The sequence below is a fragment of the Pseudomonas sp. Z5-35 genome (genome assembly GCF_051131945.1).
In the GTDB taxonomy this organism is placed as follows: Bacteria; Pseudomonadota; Gammaproteobacteria; order Pseudomonadales; family Pseudomonadaceae; genus Aquipseudomonas; species Aquipseudomonas marvdashtae.
This window is the reverse complement of sequence record NZ_CP071640.1, coordinates 4,236,653-4,260,686: the sequence shown is the minus strand read 5'-3', so window position 1 is coordinate 4,260,686 and position 24,034 is coordinate 4,236,653. Positions and strand designations below refer to the sequence as shown.

Genomic DNA, 24,034 nt, shown 5'->3' with positions numbered 1-24,034 from the left:
AAACTTGGTCAGGCTTTCAGGCCAAGTACATCCCGCGCCACCGCTTCGGCAATCCGGATACCGTCCACGCCCGCTGACAGGATCCCGCCCGCATAACCGGCGCCTTCGCCTGCCGGGAACAGACCCTTGACGTTCAGGCTCTGCAGCGTTTCGTCGCGGGTGATGCGCAGCGGTGACGAGGTACGAGTCTCGATGCCGGTGAGCACCGCGTCGTGCAACGAATAGCCGCGGATCTGTTTTTCGAATGCCGGCAGGGCTTCGCGGATGGCTTCGATGGCGAAGTCCGGCAGGGCCAAAGCCAGATCACCCAGGGACACCCCCGGCTTGTAGGAAGGTTCGACGCTGCCCAGTGCGGTGGACGGCTTGCCAGCGATGAAGTCACCCACCAGTTGCGCGGGGGCTTCGTAATTGCTGCCGCCGAGCACGAAGGCATGGGATTCCAGGCGTTCCTGCAACTCGATGCCCGCCAGCGGTCCGCCCGGGTAGTCCACTTCCGGGGTGATGCCGACGACGATGCCGGAGTTGGCGTTGCGCTCGTTGCGTGAGTATTGGCTCATGCCGTTGGTCACGACGCGGTTCGGCTCGGAAGTCGCCGCCACCACGGTGCCGCCCGGGCACATGCAGAAGCTGTACACCGAGCGACCGTTCTTGGCGTGGTGCACCAGTTTATAGTCGGCGGCGCCGAGTTTCGGATGGCCAGCGTATTTGCCCAGGCGCGCGCTGTCGATCAGCGATTGCGGGTGTTCGATGCGGAAACCCACCGAGAACGGCTTGGCTTCCATGTACACGCCACGGCTGTGGAGCATACGGAACGTGTCCCGGGCGCTGTGGCCGAGGGCGAGGATCACGTGTTTCGAATGGATCCGCTCACCGCTGGCCAGCTCGACGCCAACCAGCTGACCATCCTCGATCAACACATCGGTGACCCGCTGGCCAAAGCGCACTTCGCCGCCCAAGGCGCGAATCTGCTCACGCATGGTTTCAACCACGCCGGTCAGGCGGAACGTGCCGATGTGCGGCTTGCTGACGTAGAGGATTTCTTCCGGTGCGCCGGCCTTGACGAATTCGTGCAGGACCTTGCGCCCAAGGAATTTCGGGTCCTTGATCTGGCTGTAGAGCTTGCCGTCGGAGAAGGTCCCCGCGCCGCCTTCGCCGAACTGCACGTTGGACTCGGGGTTGAGCACGCTTTTGCGCCACAGGCCCCAGGTGTCCTTGGTGCGCTGGCGCACTTCCGGGCCACGCTCGAGGATGATCGGCTTGAAGCCCATCTGTGCGAGCAACAGGGCGGCGAAGATCCCGCACGGCCCGAAGCCGACCACGATCGGCCGCTCGCTCAGGTCGGCCGGTGCCTGGCCAACGACTTTGTAACTGACATCCGGCGCTTCGTTGACGTTCCGGTCATCGGCGAACTTGCGCAGCAGGCTGGCTTCATCGCGCACCGCCAGGTCGATGGTGTAGATGAAGCACAGCTCAGAGGATTTCTTGCGTGCGTCGTAGCTGCGCTTGAACAAGGTGAAGTCGAGCAGGTCATCGCTGGCGATGCCCAGGCGTTGCACGATGGCAGGGCGCAGGTCTTCTTCGGGATGGTCGATCGGCAGCTTGAGTTCGGTGATTCGTAACATGGCGTGATCCGGTTCGCGGGGTGCACAACTGCACCAGGGCGTGAACCGGCGATTATAAGCCAAAAGCTGCGAATCAGTCGTCGCGCGCACCACCGAAGTAGGCGCAGCCGCGCTGGACCTGGCCGTTGACCCGCAACTCGGCGCTCATGTGCTGCACGCTGCCGCTGGCGCTGTCGACACAGCGTGCCGGTGTCACCCAAAGCTCGACTTTCTCGCCGTTGGCCTCGGTGCCAAGGTTGAAGCGGCCGTCGCCCAGTTGCTCCTCGACATAAGGCACCGCCAGTGGAGGCTTACCGACGCGATCCAGCACCAGGCCCTTGCCGCTGGCCGTGAGGGTCCATTCCGGACTGTGGCCCACTGCGCGCAGAATCACCCGTTTGAAGTCAGCGTTATCGCAAGCTGTTCCCGAAGGTTCCAGGCGATAGAGCTGCTCGACGTCCAACTGGCTGTCAGTACCGGCCGCCGCGCTGGAAACGATGCGGCCGCGCACATCGGCAAATAGCTTGCCGCGATCATCCGCCAGGGTGGCAGCTTGTTGCAGCACGCTCGTCCCGCCGGCGTCGTTGACGATATAACGCCGTTGCTCCTGGCACGGCTGGAACACCAGCTTGCCGTCGGCCGCCGTCAGCTCGCCCTGCATGCGCACCTGTCCGACATGGGACGCACTCTGGCGCGGAGCGTCGAGCAATTGGCAACCGGCGAACAGCGGGAGCAGGGCAATACACAACAGGGAACGAACGGCACGCATCATTGGGTCTCCAGACAAGTGCCGCCACGTTACTCAGACTATTCTTTCACCACAACCCATGGAACGAAGTTACAGATCAATCGTGTGGCTTCTGCAACATTCCGTGCTATCTCAAAAACCAAGGCGCTGGGTGGGGGCTGTAGTCTTGGGCAAGTTCAAATTGCAGGTGATCGCATGAAGAAGGCGCAACAGGCGTTGTTCGTAGCATTAGGAATGGCGGCGGCTTTGCAGTGCCTGGCGGCCGATATCAATTTCTCGTCCGCTACGGACTTTACGACAATGAATCTGAGGATCGAGCAAGTGGGCGACCCCAAGCCAGACTTCGTAACGCTTGATGTCACGCTTAGCCCGGACGCGCAACGCCGCATGGCACAGGTTTCGCGCGAGGAAATGAACAAGCCCTTGCGCCTGTTTATCAACGGGATTCTGGTGAGCACCCCGACCGTAAGATCGGTAATCGACGGTGTTGGCATGCAGATAGCCGTGCCAAGTGACGTTGCCCGTTCGTTGATCCCGACGTTGTTGGAACCTTTGGCGCCCTGATGAAGCACTGGGCGCCGCTAGGTATCCTATCCTTCAGCCCACGTGAAACGTCTGGCCGGTTTGCAGGCCTTCGACACTCTTGGCGTAGGCCAGCGCCACATCCGCCGCAGGAACCGGCTTGTAGCCACGGAAGTACGGGACATATTTGTCCATGGCTTCGAGCAGCACGTTCGGGCTCACCGAGTTGACTCGAATGCCCCGTGGCAACTCGATTGCCGCGGCGCGCACAAAACTGTCCAGGGCGCCGTTGACCAGGGCCGCTGAAGCACCGCTCTTGATCGGATCGTGGCTGAGCACGCCGGTGGTGAAGGTGAAGGACGCTCCGTCGTTAGCGAATTCGCGGCCGATTAGCAAAAGATTCACCTGGCCCATCAGCTTGTCCTTCAAACCGAGGGCGAAGCTTTCTTCGGTCATGCCGTCCAAGGACGCGAAGGTGACGTTGCCCGCTGCGCAAACCAGCGCATCGAAACGCCCGGTCTTAGCAAACAGGGCGCGAATCGAGGCGCTGTCGCTGATATCCACCTGCAAGTCACCGCTGTGGCGGCCGATCCGAACGATTTCGTGGCGGGGCGACAGTTCGTTATCGATGGCTGAACCGATGGTGCCGCTGGCGCCGATCAACAGGATTTTCATGGGCTGTTTCCTCAATGGGTTGAACGAGGTTGCAGTCTAGGATGGATTTTCTCGTAGATAAGCGTGCTAATAGGAAACCTTTGGTTTTCAATTGGAAACAATCCAATGAGCGAGATAGACGATCTTGCGGCATTTGCCGTACTCGTCGAGGCCGGGAGTTTTACCTTGGCGGCGCAGCAGTTGGGGTGCAGCAAAGGCCAACTGTCCAAGCGCATCAGCCTTTTGGAAGAACGGTTTTCGGTGCTCTTGCTCCAGCGCACGACCCGTCGCTTGAGCCTCACGGCGGCGGGGGCGGCGCTGCTGCCCCAGGCCCAGGCATTGCTGGTCCAAGTGGAAAGGGCGCGTCAGGCATTGGCCCGCTTGAAAGGCGAAATCTCCGGGCCGGTGCGTATGACGGTTCCGGTCTCGCTGGGGGAAACCTTCTTTGAAGGCCTGCTGACGGAGTTCGCCCATGCGTACCCCGACGTGCAGATCGAGTTGGAGCTCTACAACGGCTATCGTGACCTGTCTCGTGATGGCTTCGACCTGGCGATTCGCTCGGATGCCTCTATCGATGAGCGGCTGGTGGCCCGCCCGTTGCTGGCCTGGCATGAAATGACCTGCGCCAGCCCGGCCTACCTGGAGCGTTATGGCGAGCCCGAGGCGCCCCGGGCCCTGGCCGAGCACAAGTGCTTGCTCAACAGCCATTACAGCGGCCGGGAGGAATGGCTGTATCACCAGCAGCACGAACTGCTGCGGGTGCGGGTGTCCGGGCCGTTTGCCAGCAACCACTACAGCCTGTTGAAAAAAGCCGCCCTGGCCGGGGCAGGAATCGCGCGATTGCCGTCGTATTTGCTCAACGAGGAACTGGCTGATGGACGCCTGCGCTGGTTGCTGCGCGATTTTCAGACCCGCCGGATGCCGATGTACCTGGTGCATCCGTATCAGGGCGGGTTGCCCAAGCGTACGCAGGTGCTGGCTGATTATCTGATTGATTGGTTCAAGCGCAGTGGGGAGGCGTTGGATCGGTTGTAGCCGGTCCCTGTGGCGAGGGAGCTACGTCCAACATCCGAGCAAAAAAACGGCCCGAAGGCCGTTTTTCTTGTAGCGACAGACTCAACCGCCCAAATACGCCTCGCGCACTTTGGGGTCGGTCAGCAGCGCTTCACCGCTGCCCTGCATCACGACGCGGCCGTTCTCCAGCACATACGCCCGGTCGGCGATTTTCAGCGCCTGGTTGGCGTTCTGCTCCACCAGGAACACCGTCACGCCATCCTTGCGCAGCTGTTCGATGATGTCGAAGATCTGCTGGATGATGATCGGCGCCAGGCCCAGTGAGGGCTCGTCGAGCAACAGCAGCTTGGGCTTGCTCATCAGCGCACGGCCGATGGCGAGCATTTGCTGTTCGCCGCCGGACATGGTGCCGCCGCGCTGGGTAAAACGCTCTTTCAGGCGTGGGAAAAGGTGCAGCACCTTGTCCATCTGTTCCTGAAAGTCGCCCTTGTCGGTAAAAAAACCGCCCATGGCGAGGTTTTCTTCCACGGTCAGCCGGGCAAATACCCGACGGCCTTCCGGCACCACGGCGATGCTCTTGCGCATGATCTGCGCCGAGTCCTGGCCCACCAGTTCCTCCCCCATGTAACGGATACTGCCGCTGTGGGCCTGGGGCGAACCGCAAAGCGTCATCAGCAGGGTGGATTTACCGGCACCGTTGGCGCCGATCAGCGTGACGATTTCGCCCTGGCGAACTTCGACGTTGACGCTGTGCAGGGCCTGGATCTTGCCGTAGAAGGTGGAAACGTTTTCGAATTGCAGCATTTACGCTTCCCCCAGGTAGGCTTTGATCACTTCAGGATTGTCGCGGATCTGTTCCGGCGTACCGTCTGCCAGGGGCGTGCCCTGGTTGATCACGACGATGTGGTCGGAAATGCTCATGACCAGCTTCATGTCGTGCTCGATCAGCAGCACGGTGACGTTGTGCTCCTCGCGCAGCACGCTGATCAGCGCCTTCAGGTCTTCGGTTTCCTTCGGGTTCAGGCCGGCGGCCGGTTCGTCGAGCATGAGGATCCGCGGGCGGGTCATCATGCAGCGGGCGATTTCCAGGCGCCGTTGCTGACCGTAGGCCAGGGTCCCGGCGGTACGGTTGGCGAACTCGGTGAGGTTGACCTTGTCCAGCCAGTACTCGGCGTACTCCATGGCCTCGCGTTCGCTCTTGCGGAACGCCGGGGTCTTGAACAGGCCGGCAAAGAAGTTGGTGTTCAGGTGACGATGCTGGGCGATCAGCAGGTTCTCGACCGCCGTCATGTCCTTGAACAGCCGCACGTTCTGGAAGGTCCGCACCACGCCCTTGCGAGCGATGTGGTGGCCGGGCAGGCCCTGGATCGGCTCGCCGTCCAGCAGGATGGTGCCGCCGGTAGGCTGGTAGAAGCCGGTCAGGCAGTTGAACACAGTGGTCTTGCCCGCGCCGTTCGGCCCGATCAAGGCAACCACTTGTTTCTCTTGCACGGTCAGGGCCACGCCGTTGACCGCCAGCAAACCGCCGAAGCGCATGCTCAGATTTTCGACTTTCAGGATCTCGCGGCTCATTTGCGCAGCTCCATGTGCGGACGTTGCATAGGCAGCAGACCTTGAGGACGCCAGATCATCATCAGCACCATCAAGGCGCCGAACATCAACATGCGGTATTCGCTGAATTCACGCATCATTTCGGGAAGCAGAATCATCACGATCGCCGCCAGGATCACGCCCAGCTGCGAGCCCATCCCGCCCAGCACGACGATGGCGAGGATGATTGCCGACTCGATGAAGGTGAAGGATTCGGGCGTCACCAGGCCCTGGCGAGCGGCGAAGAAGCTGCCGGCAAAACCGGCAAACGCAGCGCCGAGGGTGAAGGCCGACAGCTTGATCACGGTCGGGTTGAGACCCAGCGCACGGCAGGCGATTTCGTCTTCGCGCAACGCTTCCCACGCACGGCCGATCGGCATGCGCAGCAGGCGGTTGATGACGAACAACGCGGCCAGGGCCAGCAGCAACGCCACCAGGTAGAGGAAGATCACCTTGTTGATCGAGTTGTATGGCAGGCCAAAGTACTCGTGGAAGGTCTGCAGGCCTTCGGCGGCTTTACGCTCGAAGGTCAGGCCGAAGAACGTCGGCTTCTCGATGTTGCTGATGCCGTTCGGACCACCGGTGATGTCGGTCAGGTTGCGCAGGAACAGACGGATGATCTCGCCAAAACCCAGGGTCACGATTGCCAGGTAGTCGCCGCGCAAGCGCAGGACCGGGAAGCCCAGCAGGAAACCGAAGGTGGCGGCCATCATCCCGGCGATCGGCAGGCAGATCCAGAAACTCAGGCCGAAGTAATGGGACAGCAGCGCGTAGCTGTAGGCGCCGACGGCATAGAAACCGACGTAGCCCAAGTCCAGCAGGCCGGCCAGGCCTACGACGATGTTCAGGCCGAGGCCGAGCATCACGTAGATCAGGATCAGCGTGGCGATGTCCACCGCACCGCGCGAACCGAAGAACGGCCACACCAATGCCACGACGACCAGGCCCAGGACGATCCAGCGTTGGGTCGACGGCAGGGTCAGGAAGTTGCTGGCCTTGGGCGGGATCACCGGCAGGCCGGGCGAAGCTTTCCAGGCGGCGCTGATCTGCGTGCTGAACAACACCCGCAGGAACATCAGGACGGAACACACGGCGATGGTCGCCAGGATGGCCGGGCTGGTGCCGTGCACTTCCAGGTTGATGCCGACGATGGTCAGTTTGAGACCGAGTACCGGGTAGGCCACGGCCCAGACCAGCAGGGCGCTGAAGAGCGCCGATTTGAGATGCCTAGTCATACTTTCTCAACCTCCGGGCGGCCCAGGATGCCGGTCGGCCGGAATAACAGAACCAGAACCAACAAGCCGAACGCTACGACGTCCTTGTACTGGTCGCCGAAGATGTCGGCGCCAAAGGCTTCCGCCACGCCCAGCACCAGCCCGCCGAGCATCGCGCCGGGAATGCTGCCGATGCCGCCCAGTACCGCGGCGGTGAAGGCTTTCAGGCCCACGAGGAAACCGGCGTTGGGGTTGATCACGCCGTATTGCATGCTCAGCAGCACCGCGGCGATGGCCGCCAGGGCGGCACCGATGACGAAAGTCAGGGCGATGATGTTGTTGGTGTTGATGCCCAGCAGGTTGGCCATCTTGATGTCCTCGGCGCAGGCACGGCAGGCGCGGCCCAGGCGGGAACGGGAGATGAACAGCGTCAGGCCGAGCATGGCGACCAGGGTCACCACGAACACCACGATTTGCATGTAGGAAATCAGCACTTCATGTGCCCCGCCTGGCCCGATGGCAAAGTTGCCCGGGATCAGGTTGGGAATGGATTTGTCCTTGGAGTCTTGCGAAAGCAGTACCGTGTTCTGCAGGAAGATCGACATACCAATGGCGGAAATCAGCGGAATCAGACGGTTGCTGCCGCGCAACGGACGATAGGCAATCCGCTCGATGCTGTAGCCATAGGAACTGGTGACCACGATGCTCGCGATGAAAGCTGCGGTCATCAACAGCGGGACACTGTCGAGTCCCATCATGGCCAGCCCGGCGATGGCGATGAACGCCACGTAGGAGCCAATCATGTACACCTCGCCGTGGGCGAAGTTGATCATTCCAATGATGCCATAGACCATCGTATAGCCGATGGCGATCAGGGCATACGTGCTGCCAACGGTCAGGCCGTTAACCAGCTGCTGGAAGAAGTGATAGATGTCAGGCATTACAGCGCTCCTAAAAACCTGATACGCATTTCACTGGTGGAGTCATTTTCCCGCCCGGGCCCCGTGGATCTTCATCCACTTCGAACACGAGGTTTGCCAGCGAACCGCTGATGACGGTTTTGAGATTTTCAGGTGGGGAGACTGGCGGATCACGCCAGCGCGGCCCAATACATTTAAAACAAAGCCCACGGCACGCCGTGGGCTTTATTGGCAGTCAGTCAGGCCAGGCCTTACTGAGGCGAAGCTTCGGTTTTAGGTTTGCCGAAATGCCACTCGTAAACCACGAACTTGAAGTCCTTCAGGTCGCCCTTCGCGTCGAAGCTCAAGTCACCGGTTGGGGTCTTGAAGGTGCCGGCGTGGATGGCTTCGGCCACTTTTTCCGGGTCTTCGCTCTTGGTGGAAGTGATGGCCTGGGCGATCACTTGCACGGCCGAGTAGGACGGGAATACGAACGGACCGCTCGGGTCTTCTTTCTTGGCCTTGAACGCGTCAGCCAGGGCGACGTTGGCCGGGTCCTGGTCGAAGGATTTCGGCAGGGTCACCAGCAGGCCTTCGGAAGCTTCCTTGGCGATCTGCGAGATCGAGTCGTTGCCCACGCCTTCCGGCCCCATGAACTTGGCTTTCAGGCCTTTTTCCTGGGCTTGACGCAGGATCAGGCCCAGCTCCGGGTGGTAGCCGCCGTAGTAGACGAAGTCGACATTGGCTTGCTTGAGCTTGGCGATCATCGAAGAGAAGTCCTTGTCGCCGGCGTTCACGCCTTCGAACACGGCAACCTTGGTGCCTTTCTTCTCGAGGGTGGCTTTTACGGCGCTGGCGATGCCTTCGCCGTACTGCTGCTTGTCGTGCAGGACCGCAACGACTTTCGGCTTGACGTGGTCGGCGATGTAGTTGCCGGCCGCTGGGCCTTGGGCGCTGTCCAGGCCGATGGTGCGGAAGATCATCTTGTAGCCGCGAGCGGTGATGTCCGGGCTGGTGGCGGCCGGGGTGATCATGATCACGCCTTCGTCTTCGTAGATGTCCGAAGCCGGTTGGGTGGAGCTGGAGCACAGGTGGCCGATCACGAACTTGACGCCGTCGTTGACCACTTTGTTAGCAACCGCGACCGCTTGTTTCGGATCGCAGGCGTCATCGTATTCAACGGCGACCAGTTGCTTGCCGTTGACGCCGCCCTTGGCGTTGATCTGCTCGATGGCCATTTTCGAGCCACTGAACTGCATGTCGCCGTATTGGGCTACAGGGCCGGTTTTCGGGCCGGCGATGCCGATCTTGATGGTGTCGGCGGCGAACGAATGGCTGGCAACCCCGGCCAGAACCATAGCGGCAAACAGTTTGGAAATCTGCTTAGTAGCCTTAGTCATAGTGCTCCACTCATGCTGTTGTAGTTTTTATAGTCCTGGCGCCGTAGCAGCAGAACCGGGTCAGATATCTTGGATATCCTCGCGGAAAATGCCCCCGGCAACTGTACCGGTACAGTGTAGAGCGCCGATTGTTGGCAAGGGAAGCTGGCGCTTGGGGGCAAAACCTGAGGGTGTCGCTTTATTGAAAGAAAAAGACAGATTGGCGGCGGGGTTGGTCCGGTCAAATCGGCAATCCTTGGCTTTGCTGCGCTTTTCAATCGGTACTGCAATTGCAACCGGGTTTTTCTGCCAGACCACCGACGTTATCATTCGCGCCGATTTCTTTTCCGGACAGCTCCCCATGAATCAAGAACCTAGCACCCTCTATGCCAAATTGCTCGGTGAAACGGCATCCATCACTTGGAAGGAGCTGGAGCCGTTCTTTGCCAAGGGTGCCCTATTGTGGGTCGACCCGGCATTGGATCTGATCGCAGCCGCCGAGGCCGTTGCCCAGGACGAAGGTACCAAAGTCGCTGCCTGGCTGGCCGCCGACCAGCTCGCCAAGCTGTCTGAGACGCGGGCGCTGGATCTTTTCGAGCGTGATCCGCAGCTTTGGGCCGTGGTGGTTTCTCCTTGGATTTTGATCCAGGAAAGGGCATCGAATTGATCGATGCACCAAGTTGGTTCGTGTTGTTGCGCTTGGGAAAGTGTGTACGTGAGTAGCGTGATGGCAGCCTGCCGTGGCGAAACGCCACAGGGGAGGGTGACGTATACGTAACGGGAACAGTTTATCGAGCAGCCTTTGGGCTGCTCAATTGTTTCTGAATGCCTCAGTAACTCTTGCCAGTGTGGTTATTAAGAGAAATAACCTTGGTCTTGCCGATCCGGTGACGGTAGATCTCGCGCAGGTACTTGATCGCCTTCTTCACGCAGTCGCGGGACAGGCGGATGTCGTTGATCGAGACAAACTTGTCCTTGTCGCTGATCAGCTCGCGGTACTTCTTCTCGTACATCGGCTTGATCGCGTACCAGTTGGTGTCGAGGATCTTCGCCGGGTTCTCGAATTCGTTGAGCAACTCATTGATGCGTCCTTCATCGAACTCTTCATTGATGATGAAGTCCAGGATCGAGTTGTCCAGGGTGTCGTCGAAACGGTACGGGTTGCGAGCGAAGCAGCGCTTGATGAAGGCCACGATCAGCGTCAGGAAGTCGTCCGACAGGCACGGGCTCTTGGCGATCAGGGTGGTCAGCGACAAGTTGGCCGAGGCGCCGATCACCAAGGCGTAACGCTTGAGCGTGGTGTTGGGGAACAGGCTGTTGAGGTGGGTCTTGAGCCGGTTCAGGTCCATGTAGGACAGCTTGTAGTCTTTAGGCAGCGAGACGATCGACACCACCGACGAGCAGTTCTTGAAAAAGTGCAGGTCGTGCAGGGCGGCGGCGTCGTAGCCGGAATTCTTGTATTGCTCCAGCGAGGCCCGGTAGCGCTTGGATTCGATGGGCAACAAGCTGATGCCTTCGATGGCCTGGGTGACTTTGTTGAAGTGTGGCAGGTCGATGGAGCGGAAGAACAGGTCGTCGATGTTCAGGCGTGGCGGTTCTTTCTCGAATACCTTGAACTTGTCGCCGCTCGGCGCCGGGGTTTCCGGGACCACGGATTCGGCGTAGGCAATCGCCACGGGGCCGGCCAGGCTCATGAACAGGTCGTTGGCGTCCAGGCGAATGGTTTCGCCAATGTCGATGCCGGCGCGCCGGAAATAGTTCTGGTCGTAGTCGGTGGTCACGGCCTGGGCCGTCAGAATGTTGAAGATCTGCTGGGAGATGTACTGGTTGGCGTGCTTCTCCATCGCATTGACGTCAATGTTCTGGATGTTGCCGTCATCGCTTTCCTCGGCGTAGCGCATGATGTCGTTGGAGATCAGCATCATCGCGTTCCATGGACGGATACGGCCCATGACGCTGGCTTCGCTGCTGTCTTCATTGGCGAAGTTGTAGGAGAAATCCCATTCTTCCGAGAGGTATTTGCACAGCAGGCGTCCGGCGTTGATGTGCAGCGCCTCGGACATTTCACTGCGGTGATCGGAAATGTTCGGCAGTACGCAGATGCCGCTGGTGAAGATTGGCTCGAAGACGAAGGAGTGGCCGCTCTTGCTGTCGTGCTCGTCCATCGGCTTGGTGTCGAACGTCTTGTTCATGTACGAGTACTGCTGGGCCAGGCCGAACTCCGAGGCCATACCTGAACCGGTACCGCCGCCGGCGCTGAAGATCGAGAAATACAGGCGCGACTGGTTGGCCTTGATGCCGCAGCTGTCGATCAGGTACGAGTGGATCATTTTCCAGTCGGGGCTGGAGAAACGCTGGGTGTCCTTGTTCAGGATGATCTTGGCCAGGTACTGGCCGAGGATCGGCGCGTTACCGGCACCGCCGGCATGGACTTCCGACAGGTCCATGATTTTCATCTTGCTGTAGTCGCGCAGGAAACCGCTTTTCTCGCCCTTGCGCGAGAAGCGGATGCGTCCGGCGATGTCCTTGTCCAGGTCGCCGAGCATGACCAGCGGTTCTACCAAAAACACCGGTTTGCTGGCCTTGCTGGTGCCCAGGCGCAGGTTGCGCATCCATTGTGCGGGGCGATAGCCTTTGTCGCCGTACTTCTTGTCTTCGGCGTTGAATTCGTTGAGGTAGAACTTGCGCGCGTTGTAGACCAGTTCCGCGACGTCCAAAGCGATGTTGGAGCCGCAGCGCCCCAGTCCGATCAGGCACACCGACGGGAATTCCTGCTGGCCACGCTCGCTCTCGTCGTCCACCAGGTGGGGCGGACGGGGGAACACGGCATCGCGCAGGCCATCGAGGTTATCGAGGATGCGGTCGGTGTTGGTCTCGGTGAAATACAGGTATTGCTGGGTCGCCAGGGATCGCGAGCTGCTCGAAAGCGTAGTGGCTTCGGGGCCGTTGGCGGCCGGGCTCAGGGTCAGATCGGAAACCGCAGTGGCTGTTTTTTTGGAGGTCATTGTGCGCCGTATGCCTGACTGGTCGGTCCAACGACCTCTGTCATCGAACCATCGCGGATGGGAACTCGCGTCCTGACGGTCGCGAATGTCGGCCCAAGCGTTCAGGGCTGCAGCCTGAGTAGCGCTCGGGGGAATCTTTTCCTGATCATCTTGGATCGGCCATCGCGCGGCGTTCTTTAACGGTTAACAGGCAAAATGATGGCTATTGTTACGGGAAGTTGGCTGAGGCCATGAATAACGCTGCGCGCCATGGTCGGGTATCAGCCCTGCGAATGATTGGAGACAGCGCGCGCGCCGCTGTCTAGATTGCAGACTCCGGGCTCGGATGCCTCGCCCAACAATAAAAAGAGACGGACCCATGCAGAACTCGACCCAAGCGGCGAATGCCTGGCGCATTCTGTTCCTGCTGTTCCTGGCCAACCTGTTCAATTTCTTCGACCGTACCATCCCGGCGATCATCATCGAGCCGATCCGCATGGAATGGAGCCTCAGCGACTTCCAGATCGGCATCATCGGTACCGCCTTCACCATCGTCTACGCCATTGCCGGCTTGCCGTTGGGGCGGATGGCCGATACCGGTTCGCGCAGCAAGCTGATGGGCTGGGGCCTCGCGGCCTGGAGCGGGCTGACGGCGGTCAACGGCCTGGTGGGCAGTTTCTGGGCGTTCCTGGTGGTGCGCATGGGCGTGGGCATCGGTGAAGCCAGTTATGCACCGGCGGCCAACTCGTTGATTGGCGATCTGTTCCCGGCCCACCGCCGAGCTCGGGCGATGGGCATCTTCATGCTCGGCCTGCCGCTGGGCCTGCTGTTGGCGTTCTTCACCATCGGCGCGATGGTCAAGGCGTTCGATAGCTGGCGTGCGCCGTTCTTCATCGCGGCGGTGCCGGGGTTGATCCTGGCGGTGTTCATGTTCTTCATCAAGGAACCCAAGCGCGGCGCGGCGGAAACCGTGCAGGTGTCCCAAGAAAAGGTCGATCGGCCGGTTCGCCGGGTGTTGGCGGTGCCTACATTCCTGTGGCTGGTGATGGCGGGGCTGTGTTTCAACTTTGCCACTTATGCCTGCAACTCATTCCTGGTGCCGATGCTGCAGCGTTATTTCTTGATGCCGCTGCACGAGGCCGCCGTGGCGACCGGGATCATGGTCGGCGTGACCGGGTTGTTCGGGTTGACCCTCGGGGGCTGGGTGGCCGACAAGATTCACCAGCGCGTGCCCAACGGCCGCTTGCTGTTCGCGGCGTTCAGCCTGGCTATTTCGACGATCACCACTGCGTGGGCGTTGCATGCCGGGCGCATCGAGATCGGTGTGTTCGTGGCGGTGTTCAGCGTGGGTTGGCTGTTTGCCTACAACTTCTACACCTGCGTCTATACCGCGATCCAGGACGTCGTCGAGCCGCGCCTGCGCGCCACCGCGATGGCCTTGTATTTTGCCGGGCTGTATCTGCTCGGCGGCGGCCTGGGACCGGTGGTGGTTGGCGGCTTGTCGGACTACTTCGCCCACACCGCCATGGCGGCCGCGGGCGTCGACCAGATGACCGAAGCGTTCAAGGCCATCGGCTTGCATGACGCGATGTACCTGATCCCGGTAGCGCTGCTGTTGACCATGGTGTTCTTGTTCCTGGCGTCACGCTGCTTCGTGCGCGATGCCAAGCGGATGAAAGAGGGAATGAGCGTGGTGGAGGCGCCGGGGGCCGTGGCGGCGACGGCCTAAAGGGATTTTGGGGCGACGATGCTTTTGTGGCGAGGGAGCTTGCTCCCGCTGGACTGCGCAGCAGGCCCAAAAAATCTGAGTCAGACGGTGAAAGATGGGGCCGCTTCACGGCCCAGCGGGAGCAAGCTCCCTCGCCACGGGTTCAGTGTCGTCTTTGCTACCGAGCCTTCTCTTCGCGCCCACGCAACAGGTGATTAGGCATCGCTACCGCTGCCGCCAACCCTAGCAGTGATATAGCCGCGCTGATCATCAACAAGTGCCGGAACGTTGCCTGCAATTGCTCATGCAAGGCGCCCAAGGTCTGGCCCGGCGCGGCGTTGAGGCCGTCGAGCAGGACGTTGCCGGAGTGCCCTTCGCCTATCAGCGCCGAACCGGCGAGCTGGGCCAGGCCCGACCCCTGCAGCAGGGCCAGCAGCAAGGCCGACATCAGTGCCACGCCGACCGCGCCGCCGAGAGAGCGGAACAGGTTGGTGGTGCTGGTGGCCACGCCGATGTCCCGTTGTTCCACTGAATTTTGCGAGCCCACCAGCGACGTGGGAAATTGCATGCCGGAGGCGATGCCGCTGAGCAGCATGAACAGGCCGCTGAGCCAGAATGCATCGGGCGGGGTGAAGGCCATGCCGAGGATGGCGAACGGGAAGAGCAGGGCGCCACTGAGGATCATCGGTTTGTAGCGACCGGTGATCGAGGTGCGGCGTCCGGCGAAATAGGCGCCCATCGGCAAGCCCATCGCCAGCGGCAGCAGATGTAACGCGGCGCTGTCGGCACCGGCGCCGGTCACGCTCTGGAAGCGCAACGGCACCAGCACCGTCAACGAGATCGCCTGGAAACTGGTGAAGAATACCGTGCACCAGCACAACACCGCGCTGCGGTTGACGAACAGGTGCATGGGCAACAACGGCTCCCGGGCACGGCGTTCGTGCCAGACGAAACTCCCCAGCACAATCACCGCGCAAGCCAGCAGCCCGAGCACCTCGCGGCTGTGCCAGGCATGGCCCTGGCCGATCTGGGTAATGCCCAGCAGCAGCGCGGTCAGGCCGATGATCAGCAAAACGGTGCCCAGGTAGTCGATGATCGGTGTGCGTTGCGGCACGGGCAGCCCGACCAGGCTGCGATGGGCCACCCACCACGCGCCCAGGCCCAGCGGCAGGTTGATCCAGAACACCCAGCGCCACGACAGGTACTCGGTCATGTAGCCGCCCAACACCGGCCCGGCGACGCTGGCCACCGCATACATGCTGCTGAAATAACCCTGGTAACGGCCCCGCTCCCGGGGTGGAATGATGTCGCCGATGATCGCCTGGCTCACGGAGATCATCCCGCCAGCCCCGATACCCTGGACGATCCGCGCCAGCACCAGTTGCTCCATGTTCTGTGCCAAGCCGCAGAACAGCGAGGCGAGCGTGAACAGGCCCATGCCGAACAGCATCAGCGGTCGCCGACCGTACAGGTCGCCCAGCTTGCCGTAGATCGGCACCGCAACGGTCATGGCGACCATGTAGCCGGAGATCACCCAGGCCAGCAGGCTGACATCCTTGAATTGCGCGGAAATGGCCGGCATCGAGACCGCGACGATGGTCTGGTCCAGCGCCCCGAGGAAAATCGCCATCATCAGCGCCACCAGTACGCTGCGGATCGCGGGTTGCGGGGCTTGGGGCGTGTCGAGCTGAGTCAAGGTAAGACCTGCGGGCACCGTGCCGGGGAGGCGAATGAACGGGAGCCCGCAGTTTAGATCGATAGTTGGCTATTCGATAGCCTCGTAAGGAAGGCCCACATAATTTTCCGCGATGGTTTTTCGGCCGGCCTCGGAGTCGACGAAATATTCCAGCTCCGCTTCGCTGATGCGCTGGTTGAACGCATCGTCCTCGAAGCGGTGCAGCATCGAGGTCATCCACCAGGAGAACCGCTCGGCTTTCCACACGCGCCGCAGGCAGATCGCCGAGTAGCGTTGCAACAGATCGACGCGGCCGTCGCGGTAGACCTTCAGCAGGATGTTGTACAACGTGCTGACATCGCTGGCGGCCAGGTTCAAGCCTTTTGCGCCCGTGGGCGGAACGATGTGAGCGGCGTCGCCCACGAGGAACATCCGCCCGTACTGCATCGGTTCGACGACGAAACTGCGCAGCGGCGCGATGCTTTTCTCGATGGACGGACCGGTCACCAGCGTTTCGGCCAGGTCGGCGGGCAGGCGATTTTTCAGCTCGCCCCAGAAACGCTCGTCCGGCCAGTCAGCCACTTGCTCTTCGGCGGGGACTTGCAGGTAGTAACGCGTGCGGGTCCGCGAGCGCATGCTGCACAGGGCGAAGCCGCGCTCGTGGCGAGCGTACACCAGTTCTTCGTGGACCGGCGGGGTGTCGGCGAGAATGCCGAGCCAGCCGAACGGGTAGACACGCTCGAAAACCTTGAGTTTTTCCGTCGGGATCGACTGCCGCGCGACACCGTGGAAACCGTCACAGCCGGCCACGTAGTCGCAGTCCAGGCGCCAGGTTTCCCCGGCGTGTTCGAAGGTCACGAACGGGCGTTCGGTCTGCAAGTCGTGGGGCTGGGCGTTATCGACTTGATACAGCGTTTGGGCGCCGGATGCCTGGCGGGCGGTCATCAGATCGCGGGTGACTTCGGTCTGGCCGTAGACCATGACGTTCTGGCCGCCGGTCAGGCCCTTGAGATCGATGTGCACGCGCCGGCCGCTGAGCACCAGTTCGAAACCGTCATGGGGCAGGCCCTCGGCGTCCATGCGCTGGCCAACGCCGGCCTGGCGCAGCAGATCGACCATGCCTTGCTCGAGCACGCCGGCGCGGATGCGACCGAGGACGTAGTCGGGCGTCTGGCGTTCAAGGATCAGGGTCTCGATGCCGGCGTTGTGCAGTAGCTGGCCGAGCAGCAGTCCAGAGGGGCCGGCGCCGATAATGGCGACTTGGGTCTTGAGTGTTTTCATTGTTGTTATGACTCGCAAGGAGCACGCGACCAGGGTCGGTGTTTATTATTAGTAATCCTGGCCTGCATTTTTCGCTTGCGAACCTGTCAATTGAAGGGGAAAACTGCGCTGATACCTGTACTTTCTGCCAATCGGTGCGATTATCGCCCGTAACCCGAGGCCGAACCTCGCTATGAAGAAAACTGAGCTGCCTTCTATTCCGGTGTTCAAGCTTTATGGCGAGAGCCAGGATTGGCCGACGCCGGACCTGCTGCACTGTGAAACCATTTCCTCGCGCAGCAGCGAGCACCAATGGGAAATCAAGCCCCATCGGCATGCCGACCTGTGCCAGTTGCTGTTTGTCTTCAAAGGCCAGGCAGAGCTGGAAATCGAAGGCCAGCGCACCCGGCTCGAAGAGCCGGCCGTGCAGATCCTGCCGCCGCTGTCGGTGCATGGCTTTCGTTTTTCCGAGGATGTGCAAGGCTATGTGGTGACCCTGGCGGCGCCGTTGGTGACGCACCTGCAGGCGCAGCTCGGCCATTCGGTGAATGTCCTGGCCCAGGCCGAAGCCTACCCGGCCGGTGAAAATGCCGATTATCTCAACAGCCTGTTCAGCGCCTTGCAGGCAGAGTACGTCGGCCACCAACCGGCCCGGGAAATGCTGATGCATGCGCTGGTCAGCGTGATCATGGTCTGGGTCAGTCGGCAAGTGATGCACCGGCGCACCTCCAGCCAGCGTCCGCAACGGGCCCGGGAATACCTCAACGGGTTCATTCAGTTGGTGGAAGAAACTTATCGCCAGCACGTCAAGGTAGAAGACCTGGCCCATCGCCTGGGCATCTCGGTGTCACACCTCAACGGGACCTGTCGCGAACTGGCGGGGCAGCCGGCGTTGCAGATCATGCATGAGCGTCAGTTGCTCGAAGCCAAGCGGCTGCTGACTTATACCGGCATGACCATCTACGAGATTTCCGAGGCGCTCGGCTTCTCCGATCCAACCAACTTCACCCGGCTATTCCGCCGGCGCGTCGGCATCTCGCCCAAGGCCTTCCGCGACCGGCTCAAGACCGATCCGCAGGACGACTGAAACCGCCTCAGCGCAGCGCGTTCAAGGTGGCGTTGTGCGGTATGCAGCGCTCGAAGTTGCAACTGGCGTAATCACGGGGCAATTGCCTGGCCTGCTCGACCCGATAAGCCGCAGTGCCATACAGCGCAAGCGTGGCGGTGCAAGTGACAAAAATGGCGAGGCGTCTTCTTGTTTTGATGTTCATGGCGATGACCTCTGAACGAATACCCGGGGGTACTGTTTTCAGCATAGGTCAGCCGTGGCGGGTTGCCAGTGAGCAAGGTGTTGTGTGTAGCCCGATATTCAGGTTACTGATAGCCGCTATGTACAGGGATTCATTGTGGCGAGGGAGCTTGCTCCCTCGCCACAGGTGCTTTTGATGCACGAAATGGCATGTCAGGCATTACTCCAAATGTTCTGGCTTCATCGGATCCCCCGACTTGACCTCCAGTTGCTGGCGTACGTCTTCGAACATTTCGTCGTAGTACTTGTGCATCGAGCCGATGCTGGCGGTCTTGGGCATGCCGTATTGCTGGGCGATCCGCGTGGCGTGGCGGGCGAAGTCGAAGGCCTGGTCCTTGGCCAGGAAAAACGTCTTGTCCACGCTCTTGTCTTCCACCGTGCCGTGCAGCCGGAACGACATGCCCTTGCCCTCCTTGTCGTCCTGATCGACCTTGTAGTCGATGCACAGGTTATAGCTGTAGTCATCCTTGTTCAGCGCATGGCGTTCCATGTGCAGGTGACCGGGTTCGAACGTGGCCATGGATCTCTCCTTCGAAGGCGTGGAGAACGGCAGACACCGCGCCTGCCGCATAAGTTTTGCGGTTACCGATAAACAATGCCTGGCGTTGCCGTGCTGACGTGCGTTTGCTCGCGATAGCGCTCGTGCTGTCACCACTGCGGGCGATGAGCGCCCAATTCGGCCGCCGGCAAGGTCCATTGCAGCGGCGTCCCGGTGATCTTCAATGGCACCCGCAAGCGATGGGCGGGTCCCCATGGCGTCTGTTCGACCAATAATCCCTGATCATCGTTGGCCTCGGCTCGCAAGGGACTCGCGTCGCCTGCGCCGCGCTCGATCAACAGCTTCGCCGTGCGTGCCAGGGACAAGCGTGCGCAACCGCCACGGCCATCGACCAAGCGGCGGAAGAACAACACGATCGCACTGGCCGCCATCAGGTAGCCCGTGCCATGGTCCAGTGCCTGGACGGGGAGCGGCGTCGGTTTGTCGGCCTGTTTCCACACCATGCCGGCCTCGGCGATGCCGCTGCTCATCTGCACCAGGCTGTCGAAGCCACGGCGATGCTGCCATGGCCCGCTCCAGCCGTAGGCGTTGAGGCTGACATCGATCAGCCCAGGCGCCACTCGCCGGCGTTGCTCGACGCTGTAGCCCAGACGCTCCAGCGCGTCGGCGCGATAGCCGTGCAGCAGGACATCGGCGTCTTTGAGCAGCGCCTCGAACACCGCGCGGTCAGCGGATTGATGCAAGTCGAGGCGGGCACACCGTTTGCCGAGGGTGACTTCCGGCACCACGCCGGGTTCGTTCCAGTTCGGCGGGTCGATGCGCAGTACATCGGCGCCCAGGCCGGCGAGGAAGCGACTGGCAATCGGGCCGGCCAGTACGCGGGTCAGGTCCAGTACCTTGAGGCCGGCCAATGGCTGGGCGACGGAGCCAAGCCAGGGCCTGAGCGGACCTTGCCCATCGTCGTACCGGTGGACGAGGGGCTCGGCGTTCACGGCCATGCCCTGTGGATGAGCCTGCCATGCTTGCCAGGATCGCATCTGCGCGGCGCAACCACCGGCGTCGACCACGGCCTGTTCCAGATCCGTCTTGTGCCAACGGAGAACTTTGCGCGCCATGTCGGCGCGGTCGGTGCAGGTGCCGAGGACTTTTTCCGCGGCAAGGCGATGGTGCGGTGCATTGGTGTGCAGGCGAATCCAGCCGTCGACGGTGGCGTAGTCGCCAGCCACCGGATCCCACATCGGCGGGACGCTCCAGCCAATGGGCCGCAGGGAGGTGGAGAACCAGAACGAGGCCAGGCGCCGGTCGACTTCGAGCGTCGGCATGCGGCCAGTCTGCTGGCGGATGAGTTCGGCGGCGGCTTGACCGGCCGTGGCGATGCTGGCGCTGGCCAGTTCCGTGACGGCGAAGGCCGAAGGCAAGGCGCCTTCGCCCGTGAAGGGGATCGGGGTCATCGGCAAACCGAGGGCGGCCTGCATGGACGTGAGTAGATCTGACATCGAAAGCCCTCCACTACGAGAGGGCGATCATAGTTCAAAACTGCGTTTGAGGTCGCTCGTAGCCGCGTGCGAGCAAGCGCCGACCGTCAGGCCAATTCTGTCGCATACGCTTGTTCCAACAGCACCGTAAACCGGTTGAAGGCGTCCAGCGCGCCTTTGTCCGCTTCGGCTTCCTGCTGTTCGGTGAAGGGCAGGTTGTCGAGGGTGCGCGTGAAGCTTTTCCAGCCTGCGGCGCGTCCGCCCGCCGGTTCCGCCAGATGACGGGCGCCAAAGGTTTCATTCATCCCCAAGGCCACGGCGCGCTTGATCAGGAACGCCGCGCCGAGCTTGGAGCCTTCGGAGACGAACAGCCAACCGAGGGCTTCGGCCTGGGTCGGATTTTTCACCGCACCGGCGACCGGGGCGGGTACTTCGGTGTGCAGGTCCGCCAGGTCGGCCTTGGCCGCTTCGGCGCGGCAGCGAGCAGGCAAGTCGAAGATCAGCGCGGTCAGTTGCGCGTCGTTGTACAGCGCCACCAATTCCGACTGGAACAGGTACTGGGCGACGACGAAGCGGGCGAAGCTGGCCCGGGTCTCGAAGGGCGCGTGGGCCTTGACCAACGCGTCGAGCTTGCTGTGGGACTCGTGGGTGATCTGGTTGAGGCGTTGGGAGCGTGAAGCGGGGCGTTGGATGGTCATGTAAATTCCTTCGAGTGAATACAGTGTGGCGAGGGAGCTTGCTCCCGCTGGACTGCGTAGCAGGCCCCGAGGACTTGCGGCCGCTGCGCAGCCGAGCGGGAGCAAGCTCCCTCGCCACGGGGTCATCTTTTGTCAGGCGACCGATCAGATATCCCAGATCAGGTTGACCGCGAAGTTGCGCCCGGGCGCGGTCAGGCGATCGAGGTTGGCCGGGCTCAGCACCGCTGCTTCGCCAACGCTGTCGTAGCCGCGCACGTCATCCCACAACCAGTACTTTTTGTCGGTGAGGTTGTAGAGGCCGCCGCTGACCGTGACGTCCTCGGTAACCTTGTAGTAGCCGCTCAGGTCGAGGATGCCGAAGCCGGGCGTCTTGAACTGGCTGGTCACGCCGTCGGGCGAATTGAAATTGCTGTCATCGACGCGGTTTTTCTTCTTCACCAGGGTCCAGCTGAGCAAGGTGCCGAACTGTTCCTGGTCGTAGCCAAGCCCGAACACGCCGGTGAGCGGGTTGATGCTGTTGAGCGGTTCGCCGGTGTCGTTGTTGCGGCCATGGAGATAGCTGACCGAACCTTGGGTGTAGAGGCCCTGTGGTGCGCCGAACACGTCCAGGTCGAGGCGTCCCTTGGCCTCGACGCCCTTGATGGTGGCGTGCTTGATGTTATTGCTCTGGAAAGTCAATTGATCAGCGCCAGGGGTAATGGCGTCTTCGTTGATGAAGTCGCGGTACTTGTTGTAGAACACCGCCACGTCGAACGAGCCCGAATCGAAACGACCGCGCAGACCGCTCTCATAACCTTGGCTTTTTTCCGGTTCCAGATCGGGGTTGGGCTTCACGCTGTAGCCCACGCCTGTGTTATCGAAACGACCGTACAAGGCCTTGGCGGTCGGGGTGCGGAACCCCTCGGCATACTGGCCGTACCAGGTGTATTGGTCGGTGAGGGCATAGGTCAGGCCGAATTTGGGCGAGACGCGGTGCCAGGTCTTGTTGTCGTCGCTGACCGTGCCGCCAGCGGTAGGGTCCACGGTGCTGAGGAACTCATCGGTCAGGTGGGGCTTGAGCCGGGTGTAGTCGTAGCGCAGCGCTGGCGTGAAGGTCCATTTGTCCCAGCTGATCTGGTCCTGGGCGAACAGGCTGTAGGTGTTGATGGTCGGGTCCGGGAAGTCACTGGCTTTTGCCAATACGTCTCGCGTGCTGAGGGCGCCGACGGCGGGACAACCCACGCCGACCGCCAGGCACACGCCGTTACCGCTGCGCGAACCGGTGACCTTTTGTTGCTTGAGGGTAGTGCCGTAGGTCAGCGCGTGATCGGTGTCGGCAATGCTGAAAGCCTTGTCCAACTGCGCGTCGAAGACCCACTGCTTTTCTTCATAGAGTGTTTCCCGGGTTCGCAGTACCTGGCGGGTGATCGGGAAATAGAACTCGGCGGTGCTCTGGTCGGTCTTGGCGACCTGGTGGTTCAGGCTCCACTTGATGCTGTCGGCGAACAGGCTATCCAAGGCGAAGCTGTGTTCCAGGCCGAAACGCTCGCGGGTGATGGTGTCGTTGCCGGTGCGCCATTGGTACATGCCGCCGGGCAGGATCGACCCGGGAATGGCCGGTTGGCCATTGGCGTAGGGGCCGCCGTAGGCGCTTTTCAGGTCGGTATCGCGATCGTCCTTGTACTTTTCATAAACCAGGGACAGGCGCGCATCATCGCTGTAGTTCCAACCGAGTTTGGCCAGCACGTTGTTGGCGCGCACGTCTTCCGGGTTGGCCGCGGTGCGGTCCAGGCCGGTGCCGTTGTTGCTGCCGTAGGATTCGGTTTCGTGACCGTCGCGCTGGCTGTAGTGGAGCAGGCCATCAAACGGTCCGCTGCGACCGGCGACGGTGCCGGATTTAAGCCAGCTTTCATCGACGGAGCTGTAGCCGGTCTTGAGTCGAGCGCCGACGTCCTTGCCGGGCTTGATGATGTCGTCCGGATCGAGGGTGAAATAACTGACGACGCCGCCAATGGCATTGCTGCCGTACAGCACCGAGGCCGGCCCGCGCAGGATCTCCACGCGCTTGATGATTTCCGGGTCGACGTAGTTGCGCTGGGTCTTGGCGTAGGGACCGTTGAAGAAACCGCCGGGTACTTCCACGCCATCGATCTGGGTCAGGATCCGATTGCCGTCGATGCCACGGATGTTGTAGCCGCTGATGCCGCCACGCTGGCCCGCGCCGCCCACTGACATGCCGGGCTCATAGCGCACCAGGTCCTTGATGGTGTTGACGTTGTTGCGGTCCAGCTCCTGGCGACCGTGAATCGAAACGGTGCTCGGCACGCTGGTGATGTCCTGTTCCTGGCGGGTGGCGCTGATGGTCACCTGCTGCAGGTCCAACACGTTGCCGGCGCTGCGCTTTTCCAGGACGACGCTGTTATCGCCCAGTTTGCGGTAGTTCAGGTGCGTCCCTGCCAGCAGCCGTTCCAGGGCTTTCTCCGGTGGCAGCGAGCCATTGACGCCTGGCGACGCGACCCCCTCGGCCAATTCGGCGGGCAGCCCAACCTGCCAGCCCGTGACGGCGGTAAAGGCATTCAGGGCCGAGACCAGCGGCTGCCGGGCAATCGAAAACGTGTAGTCGCCCATGTTGCGAGCCGGCGGTTGCTCGGCGGTGGCGGCCAAGACGGCCGGCGCGGTGCCGGCCATCAAGATGGCAGCGGTCAGCAGTGACAGCGTGTTAGGGGCAAGGAGTCGGCAAGTAAAGCGCGAGGACATCGATAGTGCTCCGTGTCGCATCTGTTATAGGTGCAGATCGGCATCGGGAGATGCGAATCAATTGCATTG

At 61.5% G+C, this 24,034-nt stretch carries 21 protein-coding genes; 5 read left to right on the top strand and 16 right to left on the bottom strand.

Annotated features, from left to right (window positions below; genetic code table 11):
• Positions 1 to 8: 8 nt before the first annotated feature.
• Together J3P95_RS19505 and J3P95_RS19500 are read right to left on the bottom strand one after the other, a co-directional pair.
• Positions 9 to 1,622, bottom strand: coding sequence for an NAD(P)/FAD-dependent oxidoreductase (locus J3P95_RS19505; protein ID WP_434580023.1), 1,614 nt, complete (start codon positions 1,620 to 1,622; stop codon positions 9 to 11).
• A gap of 73 nt (positions 1,623 to 1,695) precedes the next feature.
• A complete protein-coding gene (locus J3P95_RS19500; RefSeq protein WP_434563911.1) occupies positions 1,696 to 2,370 on the bottom strand; it encodes a COG3650 family protein in 675 nt (224 codons plus the stop codon).
• 174 nt (positions 2,371 to 2,544) lie between these two features.
• Between J3P95_RS19500 and J3P95_RS19495 the strand changes: the two genes are divergently transcribed.
• On the top strand, positions 2,545 to 2,913 hold the full coding sequence (locus J3P95_RS19495) for a hypothetical protein (protein WP_434558360.1): 369 nt from the start codon (positions 2,545 to 2,547) through the stop codon (positions 2,911 to 2,913).
• A gap of 33 nt (positions 2,914 to 2,946) precedes the next feature.
• On the opposite strand, the gene J3P95_RS19490 is transcribed toward J3P95_RS19495, so the two are convergent.
• The gene (locus tag J3P95_RS19490) at positions 2,947 to 3,546 is read right to left on the bottom strand and encodes a short chain dehydrogenase (RefSeq protein ID WP_434580025.1); all 600 of its coding nucleotides are present in this window, start codon (positions 3,544 to 3,546) and stop codon (positions 2,947 to 2,949) included.
• Between the two features lie 105 nt (positions 3,547 to 3,651).
• Between J3P95_RS19490 and J3P95_RS19485 the strand changes: the two genes are divergently transcribed.
• Positions 3,652 to 4,560: a LysR family transcriptional regulator gene (locus J3P95_RS19485; protein ID WP_434558358.1), complete on the top strand. Its 909-nt coding sequence runs from the start codon at positions 3,652 to 3,654 to the stop codon at positions 4,558 to 4,560.
• Positions 4,561 to 4,641: 81 nt separating this feature from the next.
• On the opposite strand, the gene J3P95_RS19480 is transcribed toward J3P95_RS19485, so the two are convergent.
• The 5 genes from J3P95_RS19480 to J3P95_RS19460 form a co-directional block, all read right to left on the bottom strand.
• Positions 4,642 to 5,343: an ABC transporter ATP-binding protein gene (locus J3P95_RS19480; protein WP_434558357.1), complete on the bottom strand. Its 702-nt coding sequence runs from the start codon at positions 5,341 to 5,343 to the stop codon at positions 4,642 to 4,644.
• Complete coding sequence (livG, locus tag J3P95_RS19475) at positions 5,344 to 6,111, bottom strand: high-affinity branched-chain amino acid ABC transporter ATP-binding protein LivG (RefSeq protein WP_434558356.1); 768 nt, start codon at positions 6,109 to 6,111, stop codon at positions 5,344 to 5,346.
• Positions 6,108 to 7,364 carry a high-affinity branched-chain amino acid ABC transporter permease LivM gene (locus J3P95_RS19470; RefSeq protein WP_434558355.1) on the bottom strand — a complete coding sequence of 419 codons (1,257 nt, stop codon included), beginning with the start codon at positions 7,362 to 7,364 and terminating at the stop codon, positions 6,108 to 6,110. The genes livG and J3P95_RS19470 overlap by 4 nt, the downstream gene beginning before the upstream one ends.
• Positions 7,361 to 8,284, bottom strand: a complete 924-nt coding sequence (livH, locus tag J3P95_RS19465; protein ID WP_014336891.1) for a high-affinity branched-chain amino acid ABC transporter permease LivH — start codon at positions 8,282 to 8,284, stop codon at positions 7,361 to 7,363. The genes J3P95_RS19470 and livH overlap by 4 nt, the downstream gene beginning before the upstream one ends.
• 230 nt (positions 8,285 to 8,514) lie before the next feature.
• On the bottom strand, positions 8,515 to 9,642 hold the full coding sequence (locus tag J3P95_RS19460) for a branched-chain amino acid ABC transporter substrate-binding protein (protein ID WP_434558354.1): 1,128 nt from the start codon (positions 9,640 to 9,642) through the stop codon (positions 8,515 to 8,517).
• Positions 9,643 to 9,982: 340 nt separating this feature from the next.
• On the opposite strand from J3P95_RS19460, the gene J3P95_RS19455 reads away from it, so the two are divergent.
• Positions 9,983 to 10,288, top strand: a complete 306-nt coding sequence (locus J3P95_RS19455; RefSeq protein ID WP_434581168.1) for a DUF2288 domain-containing protein — start codon at positions 9,983 to 9,985, stop codon at positions 10,286 to 10,288.
• A 163-nt stretch (positions 10,289 to 10,451) separates the two neighbouring features.
• Here the strand turns inward: J3P95_RS19455 and J3P95_RS19450 are convergent, their stop codons facing one another.
• The gene (locus J3P95_RS19450; RefSeq protein ID WP_434580027.1) at positions 10,452 to 12,626 is read right to left on the bottom strand and encodes a hypothetical protein; all 2,175 of its coding nucleotides are present in this window, start codon (positions 12,624 to 12,626) and stop codon (positions 10,452 to 10,454) included.
• A 358-nt stretch (positions 12,627 to 12,984) separates the two neighbouring features.
• Here J3P95_RS19450 and J3P95_RS19445 point away from each other — a divergent pair, with 358 nt between their 5' ends.
• Positions 12,985 to 14,334 carry a spinster family MFS transporter gene (locus J3P95_RS19445; RefSeq protein WP_434580029.1) on the top strand — a complete coding sequence of 450 codons (1,350 nt, stop codon included), beginning with the start codon at positions 12,985 to 12,987 and terminating at the stop codon, positions 14,332 to 14,334.
• Positions 14,335 to 14,491: 157 nt separating this feature from the next.
• Here the strand turns inward: J3P95_RS19445 and J3P95_RS19440 are convergent, their stop codons facing one another.
• Positions 14,492 to 15,946: an MDR family MFS transporter gene (locus J3P95_RS19440; protein ID WP_434581170.1), complete on the bottom strand. Its 1,455-nt coding sequence runs from the start codon at positions 15,944 to 15,946 to the stop codon at positions 14,492 to 14,494.
• Between the two features lie 132 nt (positions 15,947 to 16,078).
• On the bottom strand, positions 16,079 to 17,269 hold the full coding sequence (gene pobA / locus J3P95_RS19435) for a 4-hydroxybenzoate 3-monooxygenase (protein ID WP_434580030.1): 1,191 nt from the start codon (positions 17,267 to 17,269) through the stop codon (positions 16,079 to 16,081).
• A 172-nt stretch (positions 17,270 to 17,441) separates the two neighbouring features.
• Between pobA and J3P95_RS19430 the strand changes: the two genes are divergently transcribed.
• Entirely contained in the window at positions 17,442 to 18,335 is an 894-nt protein-coding gene (locus tag J3P95_RS19430; RefSeq protein WP_434558350.1) for a helix-turn-helix domain-containing protein, read from the top strand.
• Between the two features lie 7 nt (positions 18,336 to 18,342).
• On the opposite strand, the gene J3P95_RS19425 is transcribed toward J3P95_RS19430, so the two are convergent.
• The 5 genes from J3P95_RS19425 to J3P95_RS19405 all read right to left on the bottom strand — a co-directional run bounded on the left by J3P95_RS19425 (position 18,343) and on the right by J3P95_RS19405 (position 23,965).
• Complete coding sequence (locus tag J3P95_RS19425) at positions 18,343 to 18,519, bottom strand: hypothetical protein (protein ID WP_186613605.1); 177 nt, start codon at positions 18,517 to 18,519, stop codon at positions 18,343 to 18,345.
• Between the two features lie 198 nt (positions 18,520 to 18,717).
• Entirely contained in the window at positions 18,718 to 19,077 is a 360-nt protein-coding gene (locus tag J3P95_RS19420; protein ID WP_434580033.1) for a DUF5064 family protein, read from the bottom strand.
• Positions 19,078 to 19,205: 128 nt separating this feature from the next.
• Positions 19,206 to 20,552: a CoA transferase gene (locus J3P95_RS19415; RefSeq protein WP_434580034.1), complete on the bottom strand. Its 1,347-nt coding sequence runs from the start codon at positions 20,550 to 20,552 to the stop codon at positions 19,206 to 19,208.
• An 86-nt stretch (positions 20,553 to 20,638) separates the two neighbouring features.
• Positions 20,639 to 21,229, bottom strand: a complete 591-nt coding sequence (locus tag J3P95_RS19410; RefSeq protein WP_434626027.1) for a biliverdin-producing heme oxygenase — start codon at positions 21,227 to 21,229, stop codon at positions 20,639 to 20,641.
• 144 nt (positions 21,230 to 21,373) lie between these two features.
• A complete protein-coding gene (locus tag J3P95_RS19405; protein ID WP_434580037.1) occupies positions 21,374 to 23,965 on the bottom strand; it encodes a TonB-dependent receptor in 2,592 nt (863 codons plus the stop codon).
• Positions 23,966 to 24,034 lie beyond the last annotated feature (69 nt).